Origin of the sequence: Pseudomonas sp. P867 (assembly GCF_019891455.1) — a bacterium.
Classification (GTDB): domain Bacteria; phylum Pseudomonadota; class Gammaproteobacteria; order Pseudomonadales; family Pseudomonadaceae; genus Aquipseudomonas; species Aquipseudomonas synxantha_A.
On the sequence record NZ_JAFLXB010000005.1, the window covers coordinates 103468 to 129220 of the forward strand.

Consider the following 25753-nt stretch of genomic DNA (forward strand, 5'->3'; position numbering starts at 1 on the left):
CGGTTTGCACGGTGCTAAACCCCTTATTTTTCAGCATTTTTTATTAGAGGCACGGGATTACATGGAAATCGGTCTGCGCGAGTGGCTGATCGTCATCGGCATCATTGTCATTGCCGGTATTCTTTTCGATGGCTGGCGCCGCATGCGCGGTGGCAAGGGCAAGCTCAAGTTCCGCTTGGACCGAAACCTGTCCAACTTGCCTGACGACGACGGCGCCGCCGAGCTGCTGGGGCCGCCCCGTGTGCTGGATACCCACAAAGAGCCGCAACTGGACGAGCATGATTTGCCGTCAATGAGCGCGCCGTTGCGGGAAGCCCGCGAGCCGTCCTCCAAGCGCGGCAAGCGTGGTGGCGCGGCGGTTGCCGAGCCGCATCAAGGTGACCTGAACCTCGACGTCGATGACGGCCCGAGCTTCAGCAGCCGTGATGACGACTTCCCCGACGAAACTCCGACCAAAAGCGCGCCACGCCAATCGGTAAACGATCAGCCGGCCGCCGAGGAAGTCCTGGTTATCAGTGTGATCTGCCGCGATGCCGGTGGCTTCAAGGGCCCTGCGCTGTTGCAGAACATCCTTGAGAGCGGCCTGCGCTTTGGCGAGATGGATATATTCCACCGTCACGAGAGCATGGCCGGTAATGGCGAAGTGCTGTTCTCCATGGCCAATGCGGTCAAACCCGGCACTTTCGATCTGGACGATATCGACCTGTTCAGCACCCCGGCGGTGAGTTTCTTCCTCGGTTTGCCAGGCCCGCGTCACCCCAAGCAAGCGTTTGATGTGATGGTGGCCGCAGCTCGCAAGCTGTCCCAGGAATTGAACGGCGAGCTCAAGGACGACCAACGCAGCGTCCTGACCGCCCAGACCATCGAGCATTATCGTCAGCGCATCGTCGAGTTCGAGCGTCGTGCCCTGACACAGAAACGCTGAGGTTCGATCATAAGCGTTGTCTGTAGAATCCATGCACTAACATATTGAGCAGCTTCGGCTGCTCTTTTGCTTTATGAGAGAACACCCATGACCGCCGCCCCTACCCGCATTCTCGAACTGCGCGCTGAACTGGATCAGCACAACTATCGCTACCACGTGCTTGACGAGCCGAGCATTCCGGACGCCGAGTACGATCGCTTGTACCACGAGCTCAAGGCCCTGGAAGCCGAGCATCCCGAGCTGGTGACGCGTGATTCACCGACACAGCGGGTCGGCAGTGCGGCGCTGTCGGCATTCACCCAGGTCAAGCATGAGATCCCGATGCTCAGCCTGGGCAACGCCTTTGATGAAACCACCATGCTGGAGTTTGATCGCCGGGTGACCGAGGGCCTCGACCTGCCGGTAGGCGATCTGTTTGGCGCGGGTGCGGCAGTGGAGTACAGCTGCGAGCCAAAGCTCGATGGCCTGGCGGTCAGCCTGCTGTATCAGGACGGCGAACTGGTACGCGGCGCCACCCGGGGTGACGGCACTACCGGTGAGGACATCAGCGTCAACGTGCGCACCGTGCGCAATATTCCGCTCAAGCTGCACGGCAGCGGCTGGCCGGCTACTCTGGAAGTCCGTGGCGAAGTGTTCATGTCCAAGGCCGGGTTCGAACGCCTGAATGCCTCGCAGCTGGAAGTTGGCGGCAAGACCTTCGCCAACCCGCGCAACGCCGCGGCGGGCAGCCTGCGCCAACTGGACTCGAAGATCACTGCCAGCCGCCCGCTGGAATTCTGCTGCTATGGCATCGGCCAGGTGACCGCGGATATCAGCGATACCCATATCGGCAACCTCAAGCAGTTGCAGAAGTGGGGCATGCCGATCAGCCACGAACTGAAGTTGGCCAAGGGTATCCAGGAGTGCCTGGAGTACTACCGCGACATCGGCGAGCGCCGTAATGCGCTGGGCTATGAAATCGACGGCGTGGTGTTCAAAGTCAACAGCATCGCGTCCCAGCGTGAACTGGGCTTCCGCGCCCGCGAGCCGCGTTGGGCGATTGCGCATAAATTTCCGGCGATGGAAGAGCTGACCGAGTTGCTCGACGTGGAATTCCAGGTTGGCCGCACCGGTGCTGTGACCCCGGTGGCGCGCTTGAAGCCGGTCAAGGTGGCTGGCGTGACGGTGTCCAACGCGACCCTGCACAACATGGACGAAGTGGCGCGCCTGGGGCTGATGATCGGTGACACTGTGATCATCCGCCGCGCTGGTGATGTGATTCCGCAGGTGGTCTCGGTGGTCACCGAGCGTCGCCCGGAGCACGCCCGTGCGGTGCAGATCCCCGAGAACTGCCCGGTGTGCGGCTCCCATGTGGAGCGCACGCAACTGGTCAAGCGCAGCAAAGGCAAGGAAACCGTCAGCGAAGGCGCGGTGTACCGTTGCGTCGGGCGCCTGGCCTGTGGCGCGCAGCTCAAGCAGGCGATCATCCATTTCGTCTCGCGGCGTGCCATGGACATCGACGGCCTGGGCGACAAGACCATCGAGCAATTGGTGGATGAGAAACTCATCGGTTCGCCGGCAGACCTCTACAAGCTCAAGTACGAACAGATCATCGACCTGGAAGGCTTTGCCGATATCTCCAGCAAGAAGCTGATCAGCGCCATCGAAAACAGCAAGACCCCGACCCTGGCGCGTTTTATCTACGCCCTGGGTATTCCCGATGTGGGCGAAGAGACCGCCAAGGTGCTGGCACGCTCGCTGGCGTCCCTGGAGCGTGTGCAGAAGGCTTTGCCTGAAGTGCTGACCTACTTGCCCGACGTCGGCCTGGAAGTGGCGCACGAGATTCATAGCTTCTTTGAAGACAGCCATAACCAGGATGTGATCGGTGCACTGTTGTCGCCGGACGAATGCGGCCTGCAATTGCAGGAGCAAGGCGAACTCAGCGCAGAATTCGCCGCCAGCACCACCTTGGGCGGCTTGCTCGACAAGCTGCATGTACCTTCCGTCGGGCCGGGCGCTGCGCAGAAACTGGCAGACAAGTTCGGTTCGCTGGAAGGCGTGATCAAGGCCGATTGGCTGGATATGCGCCAGGCCCTGCCCGAGAAGCAAGCCAAGGCCGTGCGCGAATTCTTCGACAACCCTGACAACGCCCATCATGCCCTGGCCATCGAGCAGCAGCTCAAGGACTTCGGCATGCACTGGCAGAGCGAGAAAAAGGTCGTTGAAGGCTTGCCCGAAGCCGGGCACACCTGGGTACTCACCGGCTCCCTGGAGTTGATGAGCCGCGACGTCGCCAAGGACAAGCTCGAAAGCCTGGGCGCCAAGGTGGCCGGTTCCGTCTCGGCGAAAACCCACTGCGTGGTCGCCGGGCCGGGAGCCGGTTCCAAATTGGCCAAGGCCAGCGAGCTGGGCCTTAAAGTGCTGGATGAGGAGGCCTTCGTCGCCTTCCTGGCCAGCCACAACATCAGCGTCTGACCTCTTCCTGTGGCGAGGGAGCTTGCTCCTGTCGGGCTGCGCAGCAGCCCCTCAAGAAAGCGGAACGATCTCGAGCGAGAAATGATCTAGTCTCTGTCACCCCAGGGAGAGCCCGCCATGTTCCGTTACTTCGAGCAACTCAGTTCGCGCATCGCCGCCCCGTTCATGGCTCAAACCTCGCGCAACAGCAAGGTGTGGCAATGCCGCTGCGGCCAGTCTTTATTCTTTCGCAACAGCCAATGCCTGGCCTGCCAGGCGGTGCTGGGTTATCTGCCGCAGCAAAGCCGTTTGTCTTCCCTGCAACCCGGCCCTGTCGTTGACACTTGGCTGGCGGATGACGCACTCGATGCCGGGGCCTGGCGTCGCTGTGCCAACCTCGACTCACCGGCCGCGTGCAACTGGCTGATCCCCGCCCACACCACTGCGTCGCTGTGCGTGGCCTGTAGCCTGAATCGCACTATTCCTGATCTATCCATCCCGGAAAACCCCGAACGCTGGCGCAAGGTCGAAACTGCCAAGCGTCGGCTAGTGGCACAACTGATCAGCCTGGGCCTGCAGGTGGTGCCCAAGAGCGTTGACGAAGACACCGGGCTGGCCTTCGACTTCATCGGGACTGACCTGGCAGGCAATGCGCCGACCACTGGCCATGCCAACGGCCTGATCACCCTCGATATCAAGGAAGCCGACGATGCTCACCGCGAAAAAGTCCGCGTACAGATGCGTGAGCCTTACCGCACCTTGCTCGGTCATTTTCGCCATGAAGTCGGCCACTATTACTGGGATCGGCTGATTGCCAACAGCCACTGGCTTGACGCTTTTCGCACCTTGTTCGGCGATGAGCGCGCCAGTTACGCCGAAGCGCTCGACCAGCACTATCAGAACGGCCCGCGCCCGGACTGGCAGCAAACCTGCGTCAGCGCCTATGCCACCATGCATCCCTGGGAAGACTGGGCTGAAACCTGGGCCCATTACCTGCACATGATGGACGCGGTGGACACCGCGTTGGGCTTTGGCATGAGCGCCCGCGAGATGGACCTGGACTACCAGCCGTTCCCGCTGACAACGCTGTATGACCCGGCACACCCCGGCGGCCCGGCGTTCCTCTCGTTCGTCAATGCCTGGATCGAGCTGGCCGGTATGCTCAACGAACTGTCCCGCGCCATGGGCCAGCCGGATTTCTACCCCTTCGTGCTGCCGCCGGGGGTGATAGCCAAGTTGCACTTTATCCACCTGGTCATCCAGGAAGAGGGTGGCAGAGCGGACGAGGTTCTGCAGGCTCAGTGATTGCCCCTGTGGGAGGGGTAATTGCAGAGGGCCATGGCAAGTACTTGAAGCTTCTCATTTTTTACGGTTGTAACTTCCGATCAGATCGGTACAATGGCGCGGCTTGCCGAGAGGCTTGCGTCGTTATGGTGACCCCATCGGTCCCCCCGCAACGATTACCCGTGAACCTGGTCAGAGCCGGAAGGCAGCAGCCACAGCGGGAACATTGTGTGCCGGGGTGTGGCTGGTGGGGTTGCCTCCATAACGCTCCCTTCTGTTTTACCTATTCCTGAATCCATATAGTCAGCCAGTCATCTGTGACCCTTATCGCACAGTGCACGACGGCCACTCCACGACTAGTGGCATACTCCCCAAGCGTGTCTTTCCCCTGGCTACGAGGCTGTATGCACTCGGAACATTTTGATTTGTCCAGCCCTGTGTTCTTGCCGATCACCGAGCAAACCTGTGTGGGGTTGTTGAGCGGTGAGGGTTTCGATGCGCTCGTAGCCCTGAGTGAACCGGAGTTGGCGGCGGTGCTGGTGATCCAGAACCTGGCGCAGGTGCCCGAAAGCGACCTGAGCGCCAATGGTGCCGAAAAAGTGTTGGCCAAGCTGATTGACTGGGCGGTAGAGGCCAGCCATTCGGCAAGCGTCTCCCTACTCTCCGAGGCGCAGCGGCTGTTCGACCAAAGGAAGCTGTACTTCGGCCTCAATGTGGTCAAAAGCCTGAAGCTGCGTTTTCTGTTAGCGGAGGAAGTGCAGGCGCGCGACTATCTGTTGCCCAGCGGCAAGTGGGACGTAGAGTACAAAGTCCGCCATCTCAAGACCAATGATCCCTTCAGCAAGCAGATGGTCACGCCCAGGCATCGCGAGCGCTGGTTGAGTGCCGAGCAAGACAAGTTGGTCAGAACCTTCCGCGCCAACTTGAACGAAGACCTGCATGTTCAGGGCTATGCAGGTATCGGCAAGAGTCACCTGCTGGTGGCCTTGATGGAGCACTTGCGTCCGGAAAAGACTTTGTTGCTGGCGCGTACCCCGGCAAAGCTGGAAACCCTGCGTGCCCGTATGGTGGGCGTACGCGAGCGAAAGGCCGGGCACACCTTCCATGCATTCGCCCACGCCTTGATGCAGGGGCCCAGGCCCAAGCCGCTGACTGCGCAGGTGAGGGCGCCGAGCAAGCAGGCACTGGCTCAGGAGCTGAATATCTTCGGCTTTCGTGGCCTGCAAGGGCAGGCTGTGGTCGACGTTTGCCTCAACGTATTGCAAGCCTACTGCCGCTCCTGGGAATACAGCCTGTCGGCGAAGCACTTGCCGCATTTCAAACAGCCGCTGTCCAGCGTTGATGCCAGGGCACTGCTCGAATATGCCAGCCGGCTATGGAGCTATCTCGAAGCGAATCCGGCCTGGGGCAGCCAGACTGGGTTTGAAGCCTTGCTGATGATCAAGCGCGCCAGCCTCGCCGGCTGCGTGGTGCCCGAGCGTTATACCCACGTCCTTATCGACGAGAGCCAGGATATTCCGGCGCCGCTGCTGCAAATCATCGAGCGGGGCCGGCAGGTGCTGATAACCCTGGGGGATGAGTATCAGCAGGCCAGTGGAGTCATGGTCAGGCGCGCCCGTGAGGTGCGCCATACGGATGTGTGTTACTCCGTGCGCTCCGGACGCAATGTCGAGCGCCTGGTCAATCCCTTGATCAGCCAGCATTCGGATAAGAGCAAAGTGCTTTTCGAGGGGGCTCGGGATGCCGACGTCGGTATCGAGTTTTATCCGCTGGGCTTTGTACCGCCGCAAGGCTGCGTGGTATTGACCGCATCCCACTGGGACACAATGAAGTGGGCCATCCAGTTGAGCGAAGCCCGTTGTGCGTTCAGCCTGGCCGGTAAAGAAGCGCAGCAGTCGCTCAAGTATTTTATGGACACCGTGGTCGCGTTGTTCAAGCCTGACTTCTACAGCAGCGAGTTCAATGACAGCGGGCCCCACCCGTTTTTCAGCGATATGGCCGATTGGCAGCAAGTACGCGAGGCCTGCCAGTTCGATGAGGCGTTTCTCTGGGTCGAAGCTGAGCTGCAAAAAGGCTTTAATCTGGCGGATGTCACGCGCTTGAACAGGCAAAGCGGCCATCCGGATGAGCGCTGCCTCTTGATGTTGGCGCAAGACGCCGGTGGCATGGAGTTCAACCGGGTGTTGCTCACACCAGCGTTGTTGACCAACGTAAAGTTCCAGGATGCCTACGCGTTCGACCAGCGACTGTGTGCGGTGTATATCGCAATTTCGCGAGCAACCCAGCAGCTCTATCTGCCCTACGATGTGGTTGAGTGGCTCGACTATCACAAGTATCAGAAAACCCGCGAATTACACGGTTACTGAAGGATTTAATCCAGCTGTTTCACAACTTTGGAAAAGCCCTCTGGACAACCCCCAGACCGCCTTGTTAGCTTGCGCCGGCCACTTGTTTCAGAGCATGACAAGGGCATGGACTTGATATTGAAGTGCTATCGCTTCTCTAACTTACAAGGATGTCTGTCATGAAAAGCCTGCAAGGGTTGCCTCGACTTATCAGTGCCTCAGTCGGCGCTCCCGGCAAAGCCCGCAACTTGCCCGCCGATGTGCAGTGCATCCAATATTTATTCAACCTGATCATTCCCAAAATGGGCTTTGCCTTGCTGGAAAACGGCAAGTGCGATGGCCAGTTGGTGCAGTGCATCAGCCAGTATCAGTTCCGCCATCTCAAATATGCTCATCCCGATGGGGTGATCGACCCCACGGGGCGTACGTTCAACAGCTTGATCGAGGAAGCGGTGAAAGTACCCGTACGGGCCTTCCCGACCATGCGTATTCCGAGCTTTCTCAACGCATTGGGCAATAACAACGTCGATGCGGTGCAAGCCACGGTCAATGTCTACCTGAACCTGGTGCGTGCGGTGATCGAGGCCGAGCGGCGCAACCGCCAATTAATGCTGCAGGCCACCTGCGACGGCGGCACGACGCTGAGCGATACGGACTTCCAGAATGCTGCCAAGCAATTGGGCAACGGCATCTCGGTGAATGTGGTCAAGGCGTTCGCCACCATCGAGTCGGGCGGGAAGGTGGGGTTCGGGCCGGCCAAGCTGCCGATCATCGCCTTCGAAGGTCATCACTTTCGCAAGTACACCAAGCATATCTACGACCAGTCGCACCCGCTGCTGTCGTACGTCTACAAGAAAAAAGCCGGGCCGCAGTGGCAGACCAACAACAAGGACCAGGTCAAGGCCTGGGAAACCATGGCCACCGCTTTTGCTCTCGACCAGGAAGCGGCACTGATGTCGGCGTCCTGGGGGATGTTTCAGGTCATGGGGTTCAACTTCGCGTCGTGCGGGTTCAAGACGGTGTTCGAGTTTGCAGCGGCGTTAAAAGTAAACGCCGGTAATCAACTCAAGGCCTACCTCAGTTTTTGCAGCAAGAGCACGGCGCTGATGAGTGCGATGAAAAACAAGGATTTCACAGCCATGGCTCGTAACTATAACGGCGAGGACTACGGCAACTATGACGTGCTGATGAAACAAGCCTACGAAGCCTTTGAAGGGAAGAAATAAGATGATTCGTTTTCTGGCGATGGGAATGCTGTCGTTGTGCGCCGTGGCCCCCGCGTTTGCTGGTTCGGCCGCTTTGCATTCAGGCAAGTACGAAGGGTTGATGCTGGCGGTGACGCCCGGTAACCAGGTTGAAGGCTTTTATTCCGAAGCGATGGGCGAGGGCGTTAGCCGCCGTTGCACCTTCTACCTGCAAGGCAAGCCAGAGACGCTTACCACCTGGCTGGATGCTGCCTACCCTGGGAGTGTGGCAGTGGCGTCCGACGGTGTGGTCCTGACAGTGGAGCAGGGCCGTCAACACCCCGGCTGCATCAACGTGTTGATGCCGGAAATTGCCACGGGCCTGGACCTGACCCAGACCGCCAGCAAAAAGTGGATCGGGCTGGTGACGGTGTCTGCCGACAAGGCTTACCTTCTGAAAACTCCGGGGGCCAAGGCGGTCAAGCGTCCCTATATCGTCAAGGGTGATGTAGTGGGTGTGCTGGCGTTCAAGGACGGCTGGGCGCAGGTGGAGTTCATCAATGCGCACGACCGTTCCTTCACGGGCTGGATCAGCCAGGGCCAGTACACACGGTTGGCTGCACCGAAGCTCTGAGAAGCTCTGAAATGTGGGAGGGGGCTTGCTCCCGATGAGGAAGGGTCAGCTAGCACCTATATTGATTGACCCGCCGCTATCGGGAGCAAGCCCCCTCCCACATTTTGGCGGTGTTAGCCGAAGGTTTCGCGCAGTAGCCCGGAGAATGCATCCCGTGCAAGATGCCGCTGGGTATCTTTGTGCCAGAACAGCAAGTTGTCTACCGCTGCCAGTTCGTCGAACCGATACGATGCCAGCTGATTGGCCTGCTCATAACGCGCCAGGATGCCCTCCGGCGCCAAAGCCACGCCAATCCCCGCGCTGACGCAGCCGATGATCGTGCCCCAACTGGTATAGCTGGCAATCGCCGGCTTGAAGTCCTGGGGCTTGAGCCAGTTTTCCAGTGTTGCGCGGTAGGGGCAGCCGGGCGGCCACACCAATAATGTGCGGCCAGCCAGGTCTTCGGGGCTGTGGATGGGCGCGCTGGACGCGCTGGCGATCAGTACCAGGCGTTCGCTGTAGACCACGCTGTGCTCCAGCTTCGTGTGTTTGCCACTGGCGGCCACGAGGGCCACATCCAGACGATGGTGTTGCAGGTCGTCCAATAGTTGCGCCCAGGCGCCGGTCACCAACTCCAGGCTGACCTCGGGATAACGCCGGTGATACTCCGCCAACAGCGGCGGCAGGCGGCCGCTGGCGCTGGATTCCACCGCGCCGATGCGCAAGGTGCCACGGGGAATCGCGCTGGCATCCACCGCACGCTTGGACTCATCCACCAACGCCAGGATGCGCTCGCAGTAATCCAGGAAGATCTCACCCGCAGCACTGATCGCCAACCCGCGGCCGGCGCGGATAAACAACGGTGTGCCCAACTCGCTTTCCAGCTGCTTGATGCGGGTGGTGATGTTGGACGGCACACAGTGCAGTTGCAGGGCGGCCTGGGCCACGCTGCCGGTTTGCGCCACGGCTCGCACCATTTTCAGTTGGGCCAGTTCCATTGCTCAGTTCCAGTGATTTCAGAAGTCAGAAACGCTTAATTGTCCTACGCCTGGCCCGGGCCAAGACTGACGGCACTCCTTCTTTTATGGATGCCATCGATGAGTACCCCGTCACCGCTCAAGCTTACGCTAGTCATTGCCAGCGTCATCCTCTGTTGGGCTTATTCACCCATAGGCGTGCATATGGGGCTGCACAGCTACAGCCCTGGCCAATTGGCGTTGCTGCGTTTCTTGATTGCGTCGCTATTCATGGCGGCTGTGGCCTGGGTAGTCGGCATTGGCCGGCCCCAGGTGCGCGACCTGCCGTGGCTGCTGGTGCTGGGTTTCTTCGGGGTGTTCCTGCACCACACCAGCCTCAATCACGGGCAGCAATGGGTGACAGCGGCGGCGTCGAGTTTGTTGGCACAGTCGGCGCCGCTGTTCAGTGTGTTGATCGCTTTTTTCTGTTTGCAGGAGCGCGTCAGCATCTGGCGTTGGAGCTGTGTACTGTTGGGGTTGGCCGGCGTGCTGGTGGTGATCTGGGGCGATCATGGTGTAGGCGATATCGACCCGCGCGGCTTGTTGATCCTGCTGGCGGCCTGCTCATGGAGCGTGTACTTCGCCATCCAGAGGCATTACGCCCATCGCTACAGTCCGTTGACGATGGCGTGCTACATGGTCTGGTCCGGCACCTTGATGCTGTGCGTGAACCTGCCGGGCCTGCCTGCCGCTATCGTGCAGGCGCCGTTGCGGGAGAACCTCGCGGTGCTGGTGTTGGGTATTTTTCCCAGTGCGTTGGCCTATCTGGCCTGGGGTTATGTGCTCAAGCACGTCGAAGTCAGCCGCGCTTCGGTGGCGATGTACCTGATTCCGCCGGTTGCCATGGTGATGGCCGCCACGCTGCTCGGTGAACAGGTGACCCTGCAGGTGATGCTGGGTGCGGTGATCGTGCTGACCAGCGTCGCCGCTATCAGCCTGGAGGGACGCTGGCGCTCAATCGTGCGGCCGGCACACCCGCAGACGCCATCTGGACGGGCAATCAAGCCAGCTTCGTCAGATTAGACGAGCGTGCCGGATGCAATTTCCCCCCTGCTCCGCTAGCATTACCGGCTTCCGCTTCCCAGTTGCGACGGTTTTCGATGAGTTATCAGGTTCTTGCACGTAAATGGCGCCCGCGCTCGTTCCGCGAAATGGTCGGCCAGACCCATGTGCTCAAGGCTCTGATCAATGCCTTGGACAGCCAGCGGCTGCACCACGCCTATCTGTTCACCGGTACTCGCGGGGTGGGCAAGACCACCATTGCGCGCATCATCGCCAAGTGCCTGAACTGTGAGACCGGTATCACGTCAACGCCTTGCGGCACCTGTTCGGTCTGCCGCGAGATCGACGAAGGGCGTTTCGTCGACCTGATCGAGATCGACGCCGCAAGCCGCACCAAGGTCGAAGATACCCGCGAGCTGCTCGACAACGTGCAGTACGCGCCGAGCCGTGGGCGCTTCAAGGTCTACCTGATCGACGAAGTGCACATGCTGTCCAGCCACTCCTTCAATGCGCTGTTGAAAACCCTGGAAGAGCCGCCGCCCTACGTTAAGTTCATCCTGGCCACCACCGACCCGCAGAAACTTCCTGCAACCATTTTGTCGCGGTGCCTGCAGTTCTCGCTGAAGAACATGACGCCCGAGCGCGTGGTCGAGCATTTGACCCATGTGCTGGGTGTCGAGAACGTACCGTTCGAAGACGACGCCCTGTGGTTGCTGGGCCGCGCTGCCGACGGTTCGATGCGCGACGCCATGAGCCTCACCGACCAGGCCATCGCTTTTGGCGAAGGCAAGGTGATGGCTGCCGATGTGCGCGCCATGCTCGGTACCCTGGACCACGGCCAGGTCTTCGACGTGCTGCACGCGCTGATCGAGGGCGACGCCAAGGCATTGCTTGAGGCCGTGCGCCACCTGTCGGAGCAAGGCCCGGACTGGAATGGCGTACTCTCGGAAATCCTCAATGTGCTGCACCGCGTCGCTATCGCCCAGGCCCTGCCGGAAGGCGTGGATAACGGCCATGGCGATCGCGACCGCGTGTTGGCCCTGGCCCAGGCATTACCGGCCGAGGATGTGCAGTTTTACTACCAGATGGGCCTGATCGGCCGCCGCGACCTGCCCCTGGCGCCGGACCCGCGAGGTGGCTTTGAAATGGTGCTGCTGCGGATGCTGGCGTTCCGGCCGGCGGATTCGGCAGACGCGCCGAGACAGCCGCTAAAGCCAGTGGGGATCAGCCAGGCCACAGTTGATTCCGCCAAACCAGTGGCTGGCGCGGCCGTTGTCGCGCCAGTAGTGTCTGCGCCGGTGGCGCCGGCACCTGAGCCCGAACCTGCGCCGGCTGCAGTGGCACCTGTGGTTGAGCCCGAGCCGGTTATCGAGCCCGCCCCCGTGGTCGACCTGCCCTGGAACGATCCGGTCGAAGCAGAGGCTGAGCCCGAGGCTGAGCAACAGCCCGCCGTAGAACCCGTACTGGAAACTGCCGGCGAGCAGCCGGAGCTGACGCCGATGCCTGCGCCGACCCCGGACAGCGTGGTGCCGGATGCCCCTGAGTGGGTATCGGCGCCGGTTCCCGAGCCGACGGTAGCCCAGGTCGAGGCCGCGACCCCCGGCATCGACCTGGACGACGAACCGCCGCTGGACGAAGACTACATCGAGCCGGACATGGATTCGGCCTACAGCTACCTGGACGAATTGGCCAGCGAGCACACCGCCGAGCCAGCGCCCGAGCCCGAGGCAGAACCGGCTGCGGCCCCGGCCACCGGCCTGGCCCTGCAATGGCTGGAATTGTTTCCGAAATTGCCGATCTCCGGCATGACCGGGAGTATCGCCGCCAACTGCACACTGATCTCCATCGAGGGCGACCATTGGCTGCTGCACCTGGATCCGGCCCACAGCGCCTTGTTCAATGCGACCCAGCAGCGTCGGCTCAACGATGCGCTCAACCAATACCATGGGCGCACGCTGACCATCGCCATCGAACTGATCAAGCCCGAGCAGGAAACCCCGGCCCAGGCCGCGACCCGTCGGCGTCTGAACCGCCAGCGCGAGGCTGAGGATTCGATCCACGCTGATCCGCTTATCCAACAAATGATGCAACAGTTCGGTGCGGTCGTCCGCCACGATACTATTGAACCTGTCGAAGCCCCGGTGCCCCAAGCGTCATGACACCGGGCTATTTATTGATCCACGTACTTTTGAGGTGATTCCCATGATGAAAGGTGGCATGGCCGGCCTGATGAAGCAGGCACAGCAGATGCAGGAAAAAATGGCCAAGATGCAGGAAGAACTGGCCAACGCCGAAGTCACCGGTAAAGCCGGTGGCGATATGGTCAGCGTGGTGATGACCGGTCGTCACGACATCAAGCGTGTCAGCATCGACCCTAGCGTGTTGCCTGGCGTGGGCGAAGATGACCTGGAAATGCTCGAAGCGTTGTTCGCCGCAGCCGTCAACGATGCTGTGCGCAAGATCGAAGCCAATAGCCAGGACAAAATGTCCGGCGTGACGGCTGGCATGCAGCTGCCACCGGGCATGAAACTGCCGTTCTGATACAAACGTTGGCTAGACTCAAATGCCGGGCATTGCGCCTGGCATTTTTTTTGCGCGCACGAAACATCGAACCCCGGCCCGTTGCCTATGGTCTGCACCCTATACCGCTGAATTCTCATCGATAAAAGGAGCCCCGCTGATGCCTCAAGAAATGACGCTCAACCAACGCATCGTTCTGGTCTCACGCCCTCAAGGCGCACCCACGCCGGAAAACTTCCGCCTGGAACGTGTAAGCCTGCCGGATCTGGCAGACGGTCAGGTGCTGCTCAAGACGCTGTACCTGTCTTTGGACCCCTACATGCGTGGACGCATGAGTGACGCGCCGTCCTACGCCGCGCCCGTGGAAATCGGCGAAGTGATGACCGGCGGTGCTGTCAGCCGTGTCGAGCAATCACGCAACCCGAAATTCGAGGTAGGTGATCTGGTGGTCGGTGCCACCGGCTGGCAGAGCCACAGTATCTGCGACGGCAAGAACCTGATGCCATTGCCCAAGGGGCTTGCGAGCCCGTCGATGGCTCTGGGCGTGTTGGGTATGCCAGGCATGACCGCTTACATGGGCCTGATGGATATCGGCCAGCCGAAGGCCGGGGAAACCCTGGTGGTGGCGGCTGCGTCCGGCGCGGTGGGCTCGGTGGTGGGGCAGGTGGCCAAGCTCAAGGGCTTGCGCGTGGTGGGGGTTGCTGGCGGTGCCGACAAGTGCCGCTATGTGGTGGATGAGCTGGGCTTTGACGCCTGTATCGATCACAAGAGCGCAGACTTCGCCCATGAGTTGGCCCTGGCCTGTTTCAAAGGCGTGGACATTTATTTCGAAAACGTCGGCGGTAAGGTCTTCGATGCGGTGCTGCCGCTGCTCAATGCCAAGGCGCGCGTGCCGCTGTGCGGGTTGATCGCCGGCTATAACGCCCATGAAACCCCCAGCGGCCCTGATCGCCTGCCGGCACTGCAACGCACCTTGCTGACCAAGCGTGTGCGTATCCAGGGCTTTATCGTGTTCGACGACTATGGCGACCGCCAGCCGGAATTCCTCAGCGCCATGGCGCCGTGGGTGCGCGATGGCAAGATCAAGTTCCGCGAGGATGTGGTCGATGGCCTGGAGCAAGCGCCTGAAGCCTTTATCGGCTTGCTGGAGGGACGCAACTTCGGCAAGTTGGTGGTGCGCGTCGCGCAAGATTGAGTATTTGACGCTAATCCGGGGCGCGGGTATAAACCGCGTCTCGTTGTTTTGTCGGACCCTTCGCCCATGAGCTTCAGCCCCCTGATTCGCCAACTGATCGACGCCCTGCGCACCTTGCCAGGTGTTGGCCAGAAAACTGCCCAGCGCATGGCGCTGCAACTGCTGGAGCGTGATCGCAGTGGCGGCACCCGCCTGGCCCAGGCCCTGAGCCAGGCCATGGAAGGCGTGGGCCACTGCCGTCAGTGCCGCACCCTCACCGAAGAAGAACTTTGCCCGCAATGCGCCGACCCCCGTCGCGACGACACGTTGCTCTGCGTGGTGGAGGGGCCGATGGATGTGTATGCAGTGGAGCAGACCGGTTATCGCGGCCGCTACTTTGTGCTCAAGGGCCACCTGTCGCCGCTCGACGGTTTGGGGCCGGAAGCCATCGGTATCCCGCAACTGGTCGCGCGCATTGAAGAGCAGGGCACCTTTAGCGAAGTGATCCTGGCGACCAACCCGACGGTGGAAGGTGAAGCCACGGCGCATTACATCGCCCAACTGCTGACCAACAAGGGCTTGATCACTTCTCGGATTGCCCATGGCGTGCCGTTGGGGGGCGAGTTGGAGTTGGTGGATGGCGGGACACTGGCGCACTCTTTCGCCGGTCGCAAACCGATCGCGCTCTAACATCCGCAGCAGGATCAAATGTGGGAGGGGGCTTGCTCCCGATTGCTGTGTGTCAGTCGACAGAGTTATTGGCTGATCCACCGCTATCGGGAGCAAGCCCCCTCCCACAGTAGTTTTATGGTGTCAGTGATAACTGTGTATGGCTTGAAAACCAAGCAAGCGCTTGGTAAGTTCGTTCCATCTCGCCATGGAGCTTGCCGATGTCTGCCTATCAGGAATACTTCGACCCCAGCCACCAATTGGTCCGCGACAGCGTGCGCCGGTTTGTCGAGCGCGAGATGTTGCCGGGCGTCGAGCACTGGGAGGAGGCTGAGAGCTTTCCTCGTGAGCTTTACCTCAAAGCTGGAGCGGCGGGCATTCTCGGGATCGGCTACCCCGAGGCATTGGGTGGAAGCCACGAAGGCGATCTGTTCGCCAAGGTCGCCGCCAGCGAAGAACTGATGCGTTGCGGTTCCGGTGGTGTGGTGGCCGGGCTCGGCTCCCTGGATATCGGCCTGCCGCCCATCGTCAAATGGGCCCGGCCTGACGTGCGGGAGCGTATAGCGCCCCTGGTGCTGGCCGGCGAGAAAATCATCGCCCTGGCGGTTACCGAACCGAGTGGCGGCTCTGATGTCGCCAACCTGCACACCCGCGCCGTGCGTGACGGTGAGCACTACCGTGTGAGCGGTGCCAAGACCTTTATCACCAGCGGCAGTCGGTCGGATTTCTATACTGTGGCGGTGCGCACCGGCGGGCCGGGCTTCGGCGGTATCAGCCTGTTGCTGATTGAAAAAGACACCCCCGGTTTCACCGTTGGCCAGCCGCTGAAGAAGATGGGCTGGTGGGCGTCGGACACGGCCGAGTTATTTTTCGACGACTGCCACGTGCCCGTCGGCAACCTCATCGGCGCTGAAAACATGGGGTTTGCCTGCATCATGGGCAACTTCCAGAGCGAGCGCCTGGCTTTGGCGCTGATGGCCAACATGACCGCGCAACTGGCTCTGGAGGAAAGCCTTCAGTGGGCCGCCCAGCGTGAAGCATTCGGCAAACCCATCGGCAAGTTCCAGGTGCTCAAGCATCGCCTGGCGGAAATGGCCACTGCCGTGGAAGTTTCCCGCGAGTTCACTTACCGTCAGGCGGCGAAGATGGCCGCGGGCAAGAGCGTGATCAAGGAGATTTCCATGGCCAAGAACCTGGCCACGGATACAGCTGACCGGGTGACCTATGACGCGGTGCAGATGTTGGGCGGGCAGGGGTACATGCGGGGTAGCCTGGTGGAGCGGCTGTATCGCGATAACCGGATTCTGTCGATTGGTGGGGGGACGCGGGAGGTGATGAACGAAATCATCAGCAAGCAGATGGGGTTGTGAACCGGGGTGTTCTCTCGGGCCTCATCGCGGGCAAGCCCGGCTCCCACAGGGGAATGCATTCCAAGGTGGGAGCCGGGCTTGCCCGCGATGACTGCAGTACTGACGACCCTTACCTTTCAGTCAGCCCAAACTGCGTCAGGCAAAACGTGGGAATCCCCATGTCTTCCAACCGCTGCGAACCACCCAGTTCCGGTAAATCAATAATCGCCGCCGCTTCAAAGATCTGCGCGCCCATGCGCCGTACCAGGTTGGCCGCAGCAATCAGGGTGCCACCCGTGGCGATCAGGTCATCGAATATCAGCACCGAATCACCTTCGCACAGGCTGTCGGCGTGTACTTCCAGGAAGGCTTCGCCGTACTCGGTCTGGTAACCCTCGGCCAGCACATCCGCCGGCAGCTTGCCTTGCTTGCGAAACAGGATCAGCGGCTTGTTGAGCTGGTAGGCGATGATCGAACCGATCAGGAAACCGCGGGCATCCATCGCACCGATATGCGTGAAATCGGCTTCGACATAGCGCTGGGCAAAGCTGTCGGCTACCAGGCGCAGGGCGCGGGGTGATTGGAACAGCGGGGTGATGTCACGAAAGATAACCCCAGGCTTGGGGAAGTCGATGACAGGGCGAATCAGGGATTTGATGTCGAACGAATCGAAGGTCATCGTCGCAGAGTCCTGGGCGGAAAACGGACTCGAAGTATACCTGCGGCCTTGCCGATTGGCGCGGCCGCAGTGTCTGGATCAGACCTCCAGTGAGCCCCCGGCCAATGCGCAAAGCTGGATCGGGTCGAGGATATGCACTTCCTTGCCCTCGGCAGCAATCAGCTGGTTCTGCTGGAAACGGGTAAACACGCGGGACACGGTCTCAACTGCCAGGCCCAGGTAATTGCCGATTTCATTACGCGACATGCTCAGGCGGAACTGGTTGGCCGAGAAACCACGGGCACGGAAGCGCGCCGACAGGTTGACCAGGAATGTCGCGATGCGCTCGTCGGCGGTTTTCTTCGACAGCAGCAGCATCATTTGCTGGTCGTCACGAATCTCGCGGCTCATCACGCGCATCAATTGGCGGCGCAGTTGTGGCAATTGCAGGGCCAATTCGTCCAGGCGCTCGAAAGGAATTTCGCACACCGACGTCGTCTCCAGGGCCTGGGCCGACACCGGGTGAATCTCGGTGTCCATTCCCGACAGCCCGACCAACTCGCTGGGCAGGTGGAAGCCGGTGATTTGTTCTTCGCCGCCGTCGCTGAGGCTGAACGTCTTCAATGCGCCCGAACGTACTGCATAGACGGAATCAAACTTGTCGCCCTGGCGAAACAAAAATTCGCCTTTTTTCAATGGGCGGCCGCGTTTGACGATGTCGTCCAGCGCATCCATGTCTTCCAGATTCAACGAAAGTGGCAGGCAGAGGGGAGCCAGGCTGCAATCCTTGCAATGGGCCTGGCTGTGAGCGCGCAGTTTAACTGGCTCGGACATTTCTTAAATCCTTGTGGGAAAACACACATAAGACGTAAGGGTAACGCACTGGGGTGTATGGAGGCCAGCGTGTACAAAAAACCTGTCGGTATATAAAGATCTGGCTAAAACCGCCGATAGTACTGCTATCGACTACAAATACGGCGACTCAAAACATGTTAGCCCTCAGTACTCAACTCGCTTCGCGTACTCAGATCCAGGCACAGCCCGAAACCAAGAAAGCTGCCGATTCCGATGTTGCCGCGATTCCGACAGCGGATGAAGCCAAGCCTGCCGTTTCGGTGACCATTTCCGGCGCCGCGATGAAAGCTGCCGCGGCGGAAAAAACCTCAAACAGTGACATCGACGAAAGCGGCCTGGCGGACAACGTCAAGAATCTGCTCAAGATGATTCGTGAGATCAAAAAGCAGATTGCCGAGAAACAGGCTGAGATGGCAGCGGTAATGGCCGACAGAAGTCTCAGCCCTGAACAGGCCCGTGCCCGGCTCTCCGGGCTGCAGTCAGCGTTGAGCGCGCTGCAAGCCAGCTTGACCAGCGCCCAGGCATCCCTGACCAAGGCGATGAAAGACATGAGCGCGGGTGATGCGGTCAAGGCCGCGAGCCTGGCCATGAAGTAAGAACGTCTAGATGACCCGCGAAAATCGTTGCCTGTTCTGGTGCTCCAGATAGGCATCGAACACCATGCACACTGAACGCACCAGCAAGCGCCCGGCCGGCAGCACACGAATGCCCCGGGCGTCCAACTCGATCAGGCCATCGGTGGCCATCGTCTCCAATTGCGGCCATAGCTCGGCGAAGTAGCCGCGAAAGTCGATGTTGTACGCCTGTTCGATCGCCTCGAACCCCAGGCTGAAATTGCAGATCAACTGCTGGATCACTTCCCGTCGCAGACGATCGTCAGTGGTGCAGACCAAACCACGGCTGGTTGCCAGTTGTGCGCCCGCCAAGGCGTTCTGGTAGTGGGTGAGGTCGCTGCTGTTCTGGCAATACAAGTCGCCAATCTGGCTGATCGCCGAAACGCCCAACCCAATCAGATCGCAATGCCCGTGGGTGGTATAGCCCTGGAAGTTGCGCTGCAGCTTGCCTTCCTCCTGGGCGATGGCCAGTTCGTCGTCCGGCAGGGCGAAGTGATCCATGCCGATATAGCGGTAGCCGGCCTGGGTCAGTTGTTCAATGGTGGTTTGCAGCATCAGCAGTTTTTCGGCCGGCGAGGGCAGCTCGTCGGTGTTGATCCGCCGTTGGGGCATGAAACGTTCCGGCAGATGGGCGTAGTTGAATACGGACAAGCGGTCCGGCTGCAAGCGGATGACTTCTTCCACAGTGCGCGCAAAGTTCAGCGGTGATTGCTTGGGCAAGCCGTAGATCAAATCGATATTGATCGAGCGAAATTGCAGGGTACGTGCCGCATCGATCACTGCGCGGGTCTCTTCCAGGCTTTGCAGGCGATTGACCGCTCGTTGCACCTCGGGGTCAAGGTCTTGCAGGCCGATGCTTACGCGGTTGAAACCCAGCTCGCGCAGCAGGCCCATGGTGGCCCAGTCGGCTTCGCGAGGGTCGATTTCGATGCCATAGTCGCCCGAATCATCATCGAGCAAATTGAAATGCTGGCGCAGGCAATTCATCACCTGGCGCAGTTCATCGTGGCTGAGAAAAGTCGGTGTGCCGCCGCCAAAGTGCAATTGCTCCACTGGCTGCTTCGGATCGAGGTGGCAGGCCACCAGCTGGATTTCCTGCTGCAGGCGCTGCAAGTAGGCCTGGGCGCGACCACGGTCCTTGGTGACCACCTTGTTGCAGGCGCAGTAGTAGCAAATGTTTGCGCAGAACGGTACGTGCACATACACCGATAACGGCCGTACCGCCTTGCGGCTTTCGCGCAGGGCATGGAGCAGGTCGAAGGTGCCGACCTGGCTGTCCAATTGGACGGCGGTAGGGTAGGACGTGTAGCGCGGCCCCGCCAAGTCGTAGCGGTGAATCAGATCTGTGTCCCAACGAATGGCGTCGAGCATGCGGGCGGTCCCCCGGATTGGCTAGTGGGCCGAGTCTAGGGGCAGGGCTGGCAAGGCATGTTGATTTGCATCAACGGGGAGCGGCGCTATGCCACAGGGGCTTTCAATGACCCATGAGCCAGTGCTGATGCGGGCCCGGCAAGGTCCAGATACCGAAGATGATCACCAACAGGCCGCCGGCCATGCGCACGCTGCGTTTACGCAAGAGCGCGGTGACACGCTCCGCCGCCAGCCCGGTGGCCAGCAGCACCGGCCAGGTGCCGAGGCCGAACGCGAGCATCAGCAACGCGCTGTCCAGCGCATTGCCCTGGCTCGCGGCCCACAGCAGGGTGCTGTAGACCAAGCCGCACGGCAACCAGCCCCACAGCGCGCCCAGCAGCAAGGCGCGCGGCAGGCTCGACACCGGCAGCAAACGGTTGGCAACGGGCTGTATATGCCGCCACAGGCCGCGTCCGAGGCTTTCGATGCGGGTCAGGCCGCTCCACCAACCGGCCAGGTACAGGCCCATGCAAATCAGCAGTAACCCGGCGAGTACGCGCATGAACATCGCCGCCGGGCTGTTGGCCACCGCCCAGCCGGCAAGGCCAATCAGCAAGCCGGCCGTGGCATAGCTGAGGATGCGCCCCAGGTTGTACGCCAGCAGCAGGCGAAAGCGGCGGCTGCGTTGCTCCTTGGGGATCGCCAGGGTCAGGGCGCCCATCAGTCCGCCACACATGCCCAGGCAATGGCCGCCGCCCAGCAGGCCGAGGATCAGCGCCGAGACCAGCAGGGGCGCCAGCTCAAGCATGGGGTGGATCTTTGGGCGGTTGTTCGGGGCTGTTGGCTTGGTCGATGGCGGCCAGGTGGTTCGGGTCCTGGTCGTCGAACAACACGCTGTGGGCGGGGCCGTCGAGATCCTCGTACTGGCCGCTGTCCACGGCCCAGAAGAAGATGTAGATCGCCACACCCACTAACAGCAGCGCCGCCGGAATCATCACGTATAGAGCTGGCATCTGCACTCCATGCCCACGCGGCTCAGGCCGGCAGCGGGCGGGTTACTGGGGCGGTACCTTTAGCGTGCGCGCTCGGCAGGCGAGTCAGGCGCAATGCGTTAAGGACCACGGTCAACGAACTGAGGGACATACCGATGGCTGCCCAGATTGGTGTGATCCAGCCCAGGGCGGCAAACGGCAGCATAAGGCCATTGTACAGCCCGGCCCACAGCAGGTTTTCAATGATCACTCGACGGGTGCGCCGCGCCAGGCTGAAGGCCTGCACCAAGGCATCCAGGCGGTTGGACAACAGCACCGCGTCGGCGCTGGTTTTCGCCAGGTCAGTGGCCGAGCCCATGGCCACGCTGATATCGGCGGCGGCCAGCACCGGCACATCATTGACGCCATCGCCCAACATCAGCACCTTGCGGCCTTGCCTGTGCAGGTTTTGCAGCACCTGCAACTTGTCATCAGGGCGCAGGCCGCCGTGGGCTTCGTCGATGCCCAGCTCAAGGGCCACACTGGCGACCATCGGTGAGCTGTCGCCCGAGAGCAGCAGCGTACGCCAGCCGCGTGCCTTGCACGCTGCGAGCAGGGCAGGGGCGTCGCTGCGCAGGCGGTCGTCGAGTACGAACCAGGCGAGGGCGCCGCTGTTGTCACCCAACAGCAGCCATTGCCCGGCTTCGTCCGGTGAGGCGGGAATCGCGCAGCCACTGAGTTCGCAGACAAAACCCGGTTGGCCAATACGCAACAGGCGGTCCCCCACCCGACCCTCCAGGCCCAGGCCAGGGGTGCTCAACACTTCATCAGCGGCCAGTGGCGCACGCCCAAAGGCACGAGCAATCGGGTGTTCCGAGCGGTTCTCCAGGGCGGCGGCGAGGCCCAGGCACTGGTCGCTGTCCAGCGCGCCCAGGGGCTGGATGGCGCGCAACGCCAGGCGTCCTTCGGTGAGGGTGCCGGTCTTGTCGAAAATCACCGTGTCGATCTGGTTCAGGCCTTCAAGCACATGGCCGCGGGTCAGTAGCAACCCCAGGGTGTGCAAGGTGCCGGTGGCAGCGGTCAGGGCGGTTGGGGTGGCCAGGGACAGTGCACACGGGCAAGTCGCCACCAGCATCGCCAACACAATCCAGAATGCGCGTGACGGGTCCAGTTCCCACCACAGCAGGCCGATCAGCACGGCGGCGATCAGCGAGCAGAGCAGGAACCACTGCGCGGCACGGTCGGCGATTTGCGCCAGGCGTGGTTTCTCGGCCTGGGCGCGCTCCAGCAGGCGCACAATGGCGGACAGACGCGTGTCGTGGCCCAGGGCGCGCACCTCGATGGTCAGTGCGCCCTCGACATTCAGCGTGCCAGCCGTAACGCTGTCGCCGACCCGCCGCGGCTGTGGCAGGTACTCGCCGGTCAGCAGGGATTCATCGATGCTGGATTGGCCGTCGAGGATCACGCCATCCGCCGGCAGCACCGCGCCGGGATGCACCAGGACACGATCACCCAATGCCAGTTCACTGAGCAGGATGCGTTCGCTCTGACCATCACCTTGGAGGCGCAAGCAGGAGGCGGGCAACAGGTTGACCAATTGAGCGGTGGCCGCTGCGGTGCGCTCCCGGGCGCGGCGCTCAAGGTAACGCCCGGCCAGCAGGAACAGCGCAAACATGCCCACGGCATCGAAATACAATTCGCCCACGCCAGTGATCGCGGTCCAGATGCCCGCCAGGTACGCACCGCCAATTGCCAGGGATACCGATACGTCCATGGTCAGGTGTCGCGTGCGTATGTCACGCAGCGCCCCTTTGAAGAACGGCGCGCAGCTATAGAACACGATGGGTGTGGTGAGAAACATCGCAACCCAGCGCAGGATCACGTGCAACTCCGGGCTCAGGTCGATATTGAATTCCGGCCAGGTCGCCATGGTTGCCATCATCGCCTGGAACCACAGCAAGCCGGCAACCCCCAGTTGACGCAGGGCCAGGCGATTTTCGCTGGCCAATTGTTCGGCGGCGCGGTCGGCCTGGTAGGGGTGGGCGGCGTAGCCGATATGGCGCAGTTCGCTGAGCAGTTGGCTCAACGGCAGTTGCCCATCGGCCCAGCGCACGTGCAAGCGATGGTTGGACAGGTTCAGCCGCGCCTCGGCCACCGCGGGCAGGCTGCGCAGGTGTTTCTCGATCAACCAGCCGCAGGCGGCGCAGCTGATGCCTTCCATCAACAGGGTGGTTTCGGCCAAGTCGCCTTGATGGCGCACAAAGGGTTTTTGCACATCGGCGCGGTCGTACAGCGCCAGCTCATCCACCAGTTGCACCGGGAGCGCCTCGGGGTTGGCCGAGGCTTCGCTGCGGTGCTGGTAATAGCTTTCCAGCCCACCGGCCACAATCGCTTCGGCCACGGCCTGGCAGCCGGGGCAGCAGAGTTCGCGGCGTTCGCCGAGGATCCGGGCGGTGAACCGGCTGCCGGATGGGACGGGCAGGGCGCAGTGGTAGCAGGGGATTGGGCTGGTCATGGGCGCTGCTATTTTTTCAGGTCTTCGGCACCCTGCAATGGTTCGTCACCCAACAGCAAGTCTTTGTCGTGGCTGACCTCTTCTTCCTCGAACATCCTCCAGGTGTTGCTGCCTTCCACGCCAAGCAGTTCCACGAAACGCCGGCCTTCAACCTTGTCGGTGACCTGGCCGATGTAGCGGCCCTGCTCGCTATCACTGCGGGCCAGGACGATCTTGCGATCCTTCTCCGGCTGGGTCGGGGAAATCAGGTTCAGTTCCAGGGTTGCAGGGCCGCTGTTACCGGTCAGGTGCAACTCGACTTCGCCGGTCAGTTCATCCAGGTGCAACTTGGCACGCAGTTGCAGGGTCTGGGCCAGGCGTTCACGGTCCAGGGAGCGGTTGATGCCTTTGCCGGCCTCGTAGTAATTGTCGTTGACCAGGTTGTCCGGGTTGTTGACCGCGATGGTCACCATGGACAGGGTCAGCGTCACCGAGCAGGCCAGGATCGCGATGATGATCCAGGGCCAGAGGTGCTTGTACCAAGGGCTTGCAGCAGTGGTTGCGGGCATTCTTGTGTTCCCTGTTTAACGAACTTGTGGGCCGATGAATCGGCTCTTGGCTTCAATATGAACGCTGGTGTCATCGGCATCTTTGAGGATGAAAGTCACCTCGTTGGTGCTCGACGGCAGTTGCTCCGGCGCACTCGACAACTCCACCGGCATACTGACGATATCGCCGGCGGCCACCTTGATTTCGCGTCGCCCCTGCAACTTGAGGTCCGGCAGGCCGGCGGCGTCGAGCACGTAGGTGTGGTCGTGCTGGTCCTTGTTCATGATCTTCAGGCTGTAGACGTTTTCGATGCGCCCTTCGGCGTTTTCCCGGTACAGCACGCGGTCCTTGCTGACATCGAAACCCACCAGCGAGCGCATGAAGAATGCGCCGACCAGCAAGCCGATCATGGTCAGCAGCACCAGCGCATAGCCGATCAGCCGTGGGCGTAACTTATGGGTCTTCTGACCGGACAGATTGTGCTCGGTGGTATAGCTGATCAGGCCGCGTGGGTAGTCCATCTTGTCCATGATGTTATCGCAGGCATCGATACAGGCGGCGCAGCCGATGCACTCGATTTGCAGGCCGTCGCGGATATCGATGCCGGTCGGGCACACCTGCACGCACATGGTGCAATCGATGCAGTCTCCCAGGCCCTGGGCCTTGTAGTCGACGCCCTTTTTACGCGGGCCGCGCACTTCGCCACGGCGCGGGTCATAGGAAACGATCAGGGTGTCTTTGTCGAACATTACGCTCTGGAAGCGCGCGTAAGGGCACATGTAGATACACACCTGCTCGCGCAGCCAGCCGGCGTTGCCGTAGGTGGCGAGGGTGAAGAAGCCGACCCAGAAATACGACCAGCCGTCGGCCTGGCCGGTGAAGAAATCGAACACCAGCTCGCGGATCGGCGAAAAGTAGCCGACGAAGGTCATGCCGGTGGCGAAACCGATCAACAGCCACAGCGTGTGTTTGCTGAACTTGCGCAGGAACTTGTTGGCGCCCATGGGCGCCTTGTCCAGCTTGATGCGCTGGTTGCGGTCGCCTTCGGTGACCTTTTCGCACCACATGAAGATCCACGTCCACACGCTTTGCGGGCAGGTATAGCCGCACCACACCCGTCCGGCGTACACGGTGATAAAGAACAGGCCAAAGGCCGCAACAATGAGAATGCCCGAGAGCAGGATGAAATCCTGGGGCCAGAAGGTGGCGCCAAAAATGAAGAACTTACGCTCCGGCAGGTTCCACCACACCGCCTGGTGGCCGCCCCAGTTCAGCCACACGGTGCCGAAGTAAAGCAGGAACAGGCCGGCGCCACCGAGCATGCGCAAATTGCGGAACAGGCCGGTGAAGGCACGGGTATAGATTTTCTCTCGCGAGGCGTAGAGGTCGACGCTATTGCTCGCGTTTTTGGCAGGCGGGGTAACGTCATGTACCGGTATCTGGTTGCTCATCATTGCATCCCACGGCGGTGGAGATTTGCCTCGGCCAGTACGTGCCAGCCAGGGTCAAATGGGGGGTGTTGCAGTGGCCTAATGATACGCCCCCGATGTTGTGCAAAGGGTGCGACCTTTGGTCGCGTTGGGAGAAATCAAATGATGGTGTACGTGACCTGGATCAATTGACTTGTGAAGTATGGACGGTTTTGGTGGGTGTGCCGGTCATTCGTCCCTCGGGTCAATCAGTGGCGCGCCGCTGGGCCAGAAGTCGCTGATGTGGCGTGAGCAGGGTGAGTCACGGAAAAGCGCAGA

22 protein-coding genes and 1 other RNA gene are annotated in these 25753 nt (G+C 61.0%); 14 read left to right on the plus strand and 9 right to left on the minus strand.

All coding sequences use genetic code 11. From position 1 onward, the window contains the following. Positions 1 to 61 precede the first annotated feature (61 nt). The 7 genes from zipA (at position 62) to J1G33_RS11245 (ending at position 8805) form a co-directional block, all read left to right on the plus strand. A complete protein-coding gene (gene zipA / locus J1G33_RS11215) occupies positions 62 to 925 on the plus strand; it encodes a cell division protein ZipA (RefSeq protein WP_005790323.1) in 864 nt (287 codons plus the stop codon). 87 nt (positions 926 to 1012) lie between these two features. Further along, entirely contained in the window at positions 1013 to 3379 is a 2367-nt protein-coding gene (gene ligA, locus J1G33_RS11220; protein WP_223018105.1) for an NAD-dependent DNA ligase LigA, read from the plus strand. Between the two features lie 117 nt (positions 3380 to 3496). Further along, positions 3497 to 4663 (plus strand): putative zinc-binding metallopeptidase, encoded by a 1167-nt coding sequence (locus tag J1G33_RS11225; RefSeq protein ID WP_223018106.1) that lies wholly within the window; start codon positions 3497 to 3499, stop codon positions 4661 to 4663. Between the two features lie 135 nt (positions 4664 to 4798). Beyond that, positions 4799 to 4895, plus strand: an RNA gene (gene ffs, locus J1G33_RS11230) — signal recognition particle sRNA small type. 151 nt (positions 4896 to 5046) lie between these two features. After that, complete coding sequence (locus J1G33_RS11235; RefSeq protein ID WP_223018107.1) at positions 5047 to 7008, plus strand: AAA family ATPase; 1962 nt, start codon at positions 5047 to 5049, stop codon at positions 7006 to 7008. Between the two features lie 158 nt (positions 7009 to 7166). Continuing rightward, positions 7167 to 8213 (plus strand): N-acetylmuramidase family protein, encoded by a 1047-nt coding sequence (locus J1G33_RS11240; protein ID WP_223018108.1) that lies wholly within the window; start codon positions 7167 to 7169, stop codon positions 8211 to 8213. A gap of 1 nt (position 8214) precedes the next feature. Next, entirely contained in the window at positions 8215 to 8805 is a 591-nt protein-coding gene (locus tag J1G33_RS11245; RefSeq protein ID WP_078822042.1) for a hypothetical protein, read from the plus strand. Positions 8806 to 8918: 113 nt separating this feature from the next. Here the strand turns inward: J1G33_RS11245 and J1G33_RS11250 are convergent, their stop codons facing one another. Then, positions 8919 to 9782: a LysR substrate-binding domain-containing protein gene (locus tag J1G33_RS11250; protein ID WP_223018109.1), complete on the minus strand. Its 864-nt coding sequence runs from the start codon at positions 9780 to 9782 to the stop codon at positions 8919 to 8921. A gap of 99 nt (positions 9783 to 9881) precedes the next feature. Here J1G33_RS11250 and J1G33_RS11255 point away from each other — a divergent pair, with 99 nt between their 5' ends. From J1G33_RS11255 to J1G33_RS11280, 6 genes are all read left to right on the plus strand, one after another. Continuing rightward, positions 9882 to 10823: a DMT family transporter gene (locus J1G33_RS11255; RefSeq protein ID WP_223018110.1), complete on the plus strand. Its 942-nt coding sequence runs from the start codon at positions 9882 to 9884 to the stop codon at positions 10821 to 10823. 77 nt (positions 10824 to 10900) lie between these two features. Continuing rightward, positions 10901 to 12961 (plus strand): DNA polymerase III subunit gamma/tau, encoded by a 2061-nt coding sequence (gene dnaX, locus J1G33_RS11260; RefSeq protein ID WP_223018111.1) that lies wholly within the window; start codon positions 10901 to 10903, stop codon positions 12959 to 12961. A gap of 43 nt (positions 12962 to 13004) precedes the next feature. Continuing rightward, positions 13005 to 13343 (plus strand): YbaB/EbfC family nucleoid-associated protein, encoded by a 339-nt coding sequence (locus J1G33_RS11265; RefSeq protein ID WP_003193199.1) that lies wholly within the window; start codon positions 13005 to 13007, stop codon positions 13341 to 13343. Positions 13344 to 13482: 139 nt separating this feature from the next. Next, the gene (locus J1G33_RS11270; protein ID WP_032879952.1) at positions 13483 to 14517 is read left to right on the plus strand and encodes an NADP-dependent oxidoreductase; all 1035 of its coding nucleotides are present in this window, start codon (positions 13483 to 13485) and stop codon (positions 14515 to 14517) included. A 66-nt stretch (positions 14518 to 14583) separates the two neighbouring features. Next, a complete protein-coding gene (recR, locus tag J1G33_RS11275; RefSeq protein WP_005790294.1) occupies positions 14584 to 15186 on the plus strand; it encodes a recombination mediator RecR in 603 nt (200 codons plus the stop codon). Positions 15187 to 15386: 200 nt separating this feature from the next. Continuing rightward, positions 15387 to 16535: an acyl-CoA dehydrogenase family protein gene (locus J1G33_RS11280; RefSeq protein ID WP_223018112.1), complete on the plus strand. Its 1149-nt coding sequence runs from the start codon at positions 15387 to 15389 to the stop codon at positions 16533 to 16535. Positions 16536 to 16644: 109 nt separating this feature from the next. Here the strand turns inward: J1G33_RS11280 and J1G33_RS11285 are convergent, their stop codons facing one another. Together J1G33_RS11285 and fnr are read right to left on the minus strand one after the other, a co-directional pair. Continuing rightward, positions 16645 to 17193, minus strand: coding sequence for an adenine phosphoribosyltransferase (locus J1G33_RS11285; protein WP_005790291.1), 549 nt, complete (start codon positions 17191 to 17193; stop codon positions 16645 to 16647). A gap of 78 nt (positions 17194 to 17271) precedes the next feature. Then, the gene (fnr, locus tag J1G33_RS11290) at positions 17272 to 18006 is read right to left on the minus strand and encodes a fumarate/nitrate reduction transcriptional regulator Fnr (RefSeq protein WP_005790290.1); all 735 of its coding nucleotides are present in this window, start codon (positions 18004 to 18006) and stop codon (positions 17272 to 17274) included. 155 nt (positions 18007 to 18161) lie between these two features. Here fnr and J1G33_RS11295 point away from each other — a divergent pair, with 155 nt between their 5' ends. Further along, a complete protein-coding gene (locus J1G33_RS11295) occupies positions 18162 to 18623 on the plus strand; it encodes a hypothetical protein (protein ID WP_032879954.1) in 462 nt (153 codons plus the stop codon). Positions 18624 to 18629: 6 nt separating this feature from the next. Here J1G33_RS11295 and hemN read toward each other — a convergent pair whose 3' ends face one another. The 6 genes from hemN to ccoG all read right to left on the minus strand — a co-directional run bounded on the left by hemN (position 18630) and on the right by ccoG (position 25456). Further along, complete coding sequence (gene hemN, locus J1G33_RS11300) at positions 18630 to 20012, minus strand: oxygen-independent coproporphyrinogen III oxidase (protein WP_032879955.1); 1383 nt, start codon at positions 20010 to 20012, stop codon at positions 18630 to 18632. A 103-nt stretch (positions 20013 to 20115) separates the two neighbouring features. Beyond that, on the minus strand, positions 20116 to 20799 hold the full coding sequence (locus J1G33_RS11305; RefSeq protein WP_032879956.1) for a sulfite exporter TauE/SafE family protein: 684 nt from the start codon (positions 20797 to 20799) through the stop codon (positions 20116 to 20118). Then, a complete protein-coding gene (gene ccoS / locus J1G33_RS11310; RefSeq protein WP_032879957.1) occupies positions 20792 to 21004 on the minus strand; it encodes a cbb3-type cytochrome oxidase assembly protein CcoS in 213 nt (70 codons plus the stop codon). The genes J1G33_RS11305 and ccoS overlap by 8 nt, the downstream gene beginning before the upstream one ends. A 22-nt stretch (positions 21005 to 21026) precedes the next feature. Then, positions 21027 to 23477 (minus strand): heavy metal translocating P-type ATPase, encoded by a 2451-nt coding sequence (locus J1G33_RS11315; RefSeq protein WP_032879958.1) that lies wholly within the window; start codon positions 23475 to 23477, stop codon positions 21027 to 21029. Positions 23478 to 23485: 8 nt separating this feature from the next. Beyond that, complete coding sequence (locus J1G33_RS11320) at positions 23486 to 24025, minus strand: FixH family protein (RefSeq protein WP_032879960.1); 540 nt, start codon at positions 24023 to 24025, stop codon at positions 23486 to 23488. A 15-nt stretch (positions 24026 to 24040) separates the two neighbouring features. Then, positions 24041 to 25456, minus strand: coding sequence for a cytochrome c oxidase accessory protein CcoG (ccoG, locus tag J1G33_RS11325; RefSeq protein WP_032879961.1), 1416 nt, complete (start codon positions 25454 to 25456; stop codon positions 24041 to 24043). Positions 25457 to 25753 lie beyond the last annotated feature (297 nt).

Bases quoted from the DNA above. Each gene is read 5' to 3' on its own strand.
- zipA (WP_005790323.1), top strand. From the start codon at position 62: ATGGAAATCGGTCTGCGCGAGTGGCTGATCGTCATCGGCATCATTGTC.
- ligA (WP_223018105.1), top strand. From the start codon at position 1,013: ATGACCGCCGCCCCTACCCGCATTCTCGAACTGCGCGCTGAACTGGAT.
- J1G33_RS11225 (WP_223018106.1), top strand. From the start codon at position 3,497: ATGTTCCGTTACTTCGAGCAACTCAGTTCGCGCATCGCCGCCCCGTTC.
- J1G33_RS11235 (WP_223018107.1), top strand. From the start codon at position 5,047: ATGCACTCGGAACATTTTGATTTGTCCAGCCCTGTGTTCTTGCCGATC.
- J1G33_RS11240 (WP_223018108.1), top strand. From the start codon at position 7,167: ATGAAAAGCCTGCAAGGGTTGCCTCGACTTATCAGTGCCTCAGTCGGC.
- J1G33_RS11245 (WP_078822042.1), top strand. From the start codon at position 8,215: ATGATTCGTTTTCTGGCGATGGGAATGCTGTCGTTGTGCGCCGTGGCC.
- J1G33_RS11250 (WP_223018109.1), bottom strand. From the start codon at position 9,782: ATGGAACTGGCCCAACTGAAAATGGTGCGAGCCGTGGCGCAAACCGGC.
- J1G33_RS11255 (WP_223018110.1), top strand. From the start codon at position 9,882: ATGAGTACCCCGTCACCGCTCAAGCTTACGCTAGTCATTGCCAGCGTC.
- dnaX (WP_223018111.1), top strand. From the start codon at position 10,901: ATGAGTTATCAGGTTCTTGCACGTAAATGGCGCCCGCGCTCGTTCCGC.
- J1G33_RS11265 (WP_003193199.1), top strand. From the start codon at position 13,005: ATGATGAAAGGTGGCATGGCCGGCCTGATGAAGCAGGCACAGCAGATG.
- J1G33_RS11270 (WP_032879952.1), top strand. From the start codon at position 13,483: ATGCCTCAAGAAATGACGCTCAACCAACGCATCGTTCTGGTCTCACGC.
- recR (WP_005790294.1), top strand. From the start codon at position 14,584: ATGAGCTTCAGCCCCCTGATTCGCCAACTGATCGACGCCCTGCGCACC.
- J1G33_RS11280 (WP_223018112.1), top strand. From the start codon at position 15,387: ATGTCTGCCTATCAGGAATACTTCGACCCCAGCCACCAATTGGTCCGC.
- J1G33_RS11285 (WP_005790291.1), bottom strand. From the start codon at position 17,193: ATGACCTTCGATTCGTTCGACATCAAATCCCTGATTCGCCCTGTCATC.
- fnr (WP_005790290.1), bottom strand. From the start codon at position 18,006: ATGTCCGAGCCAGTTAAACTGCGCGCTCACAGCCAGGCCCATTGCAAG.
- J1G33_RS11295 (WP_032879954.1), top strand. From the start codon at position 18,162: ATGTTAGCCCTCAGTACTCAACTCGCTTCGCGTACTCAGATCCAGGCA.
- hemN (WP_032879955.1), bottom strand. From the start codon at position 20,012: ATGCTCGACGCCATTCGTTGGGACACAGATCTGATTCACCGCTACGAC.
- J1G33_RS11305 (WP_032879956.1), bottom strand. From the start codon at position 20,799: ATGCTTGAGCTGGCGCCCCTGCTGGTCTCGGCGCTGATCCTCGGCCTG.
- ccoS (WP_032879957.1), bottom strand. From the start codon at position 21,004: ATGCCAGCTCTATACGTGATGATTCCGGCGGCGCTGCTGTTAGTGGGT.
- J1G33_RS11315 (WP_032879958.1), bottom strand. From the start codon at position 23,477: ATGACCAGCCCAATCCCCTGCTACCACTGCGCCCTGCCCGTCCCATCC.
- J1G33_RS11320 (WP_032879960.1), bottom strand. From the start codon at position 24,025: ATGCCCGCAACCACTGCTGCAAGCCCTTGGTACAAGCACCTCTGGCCC.
- ccoG (WP_032879961.1), bottom strand. From the start codon at position 25,456: ATGAGCAACCAGATACCGGTACATGACGTTACCCCGCCTGCCAAAAAC.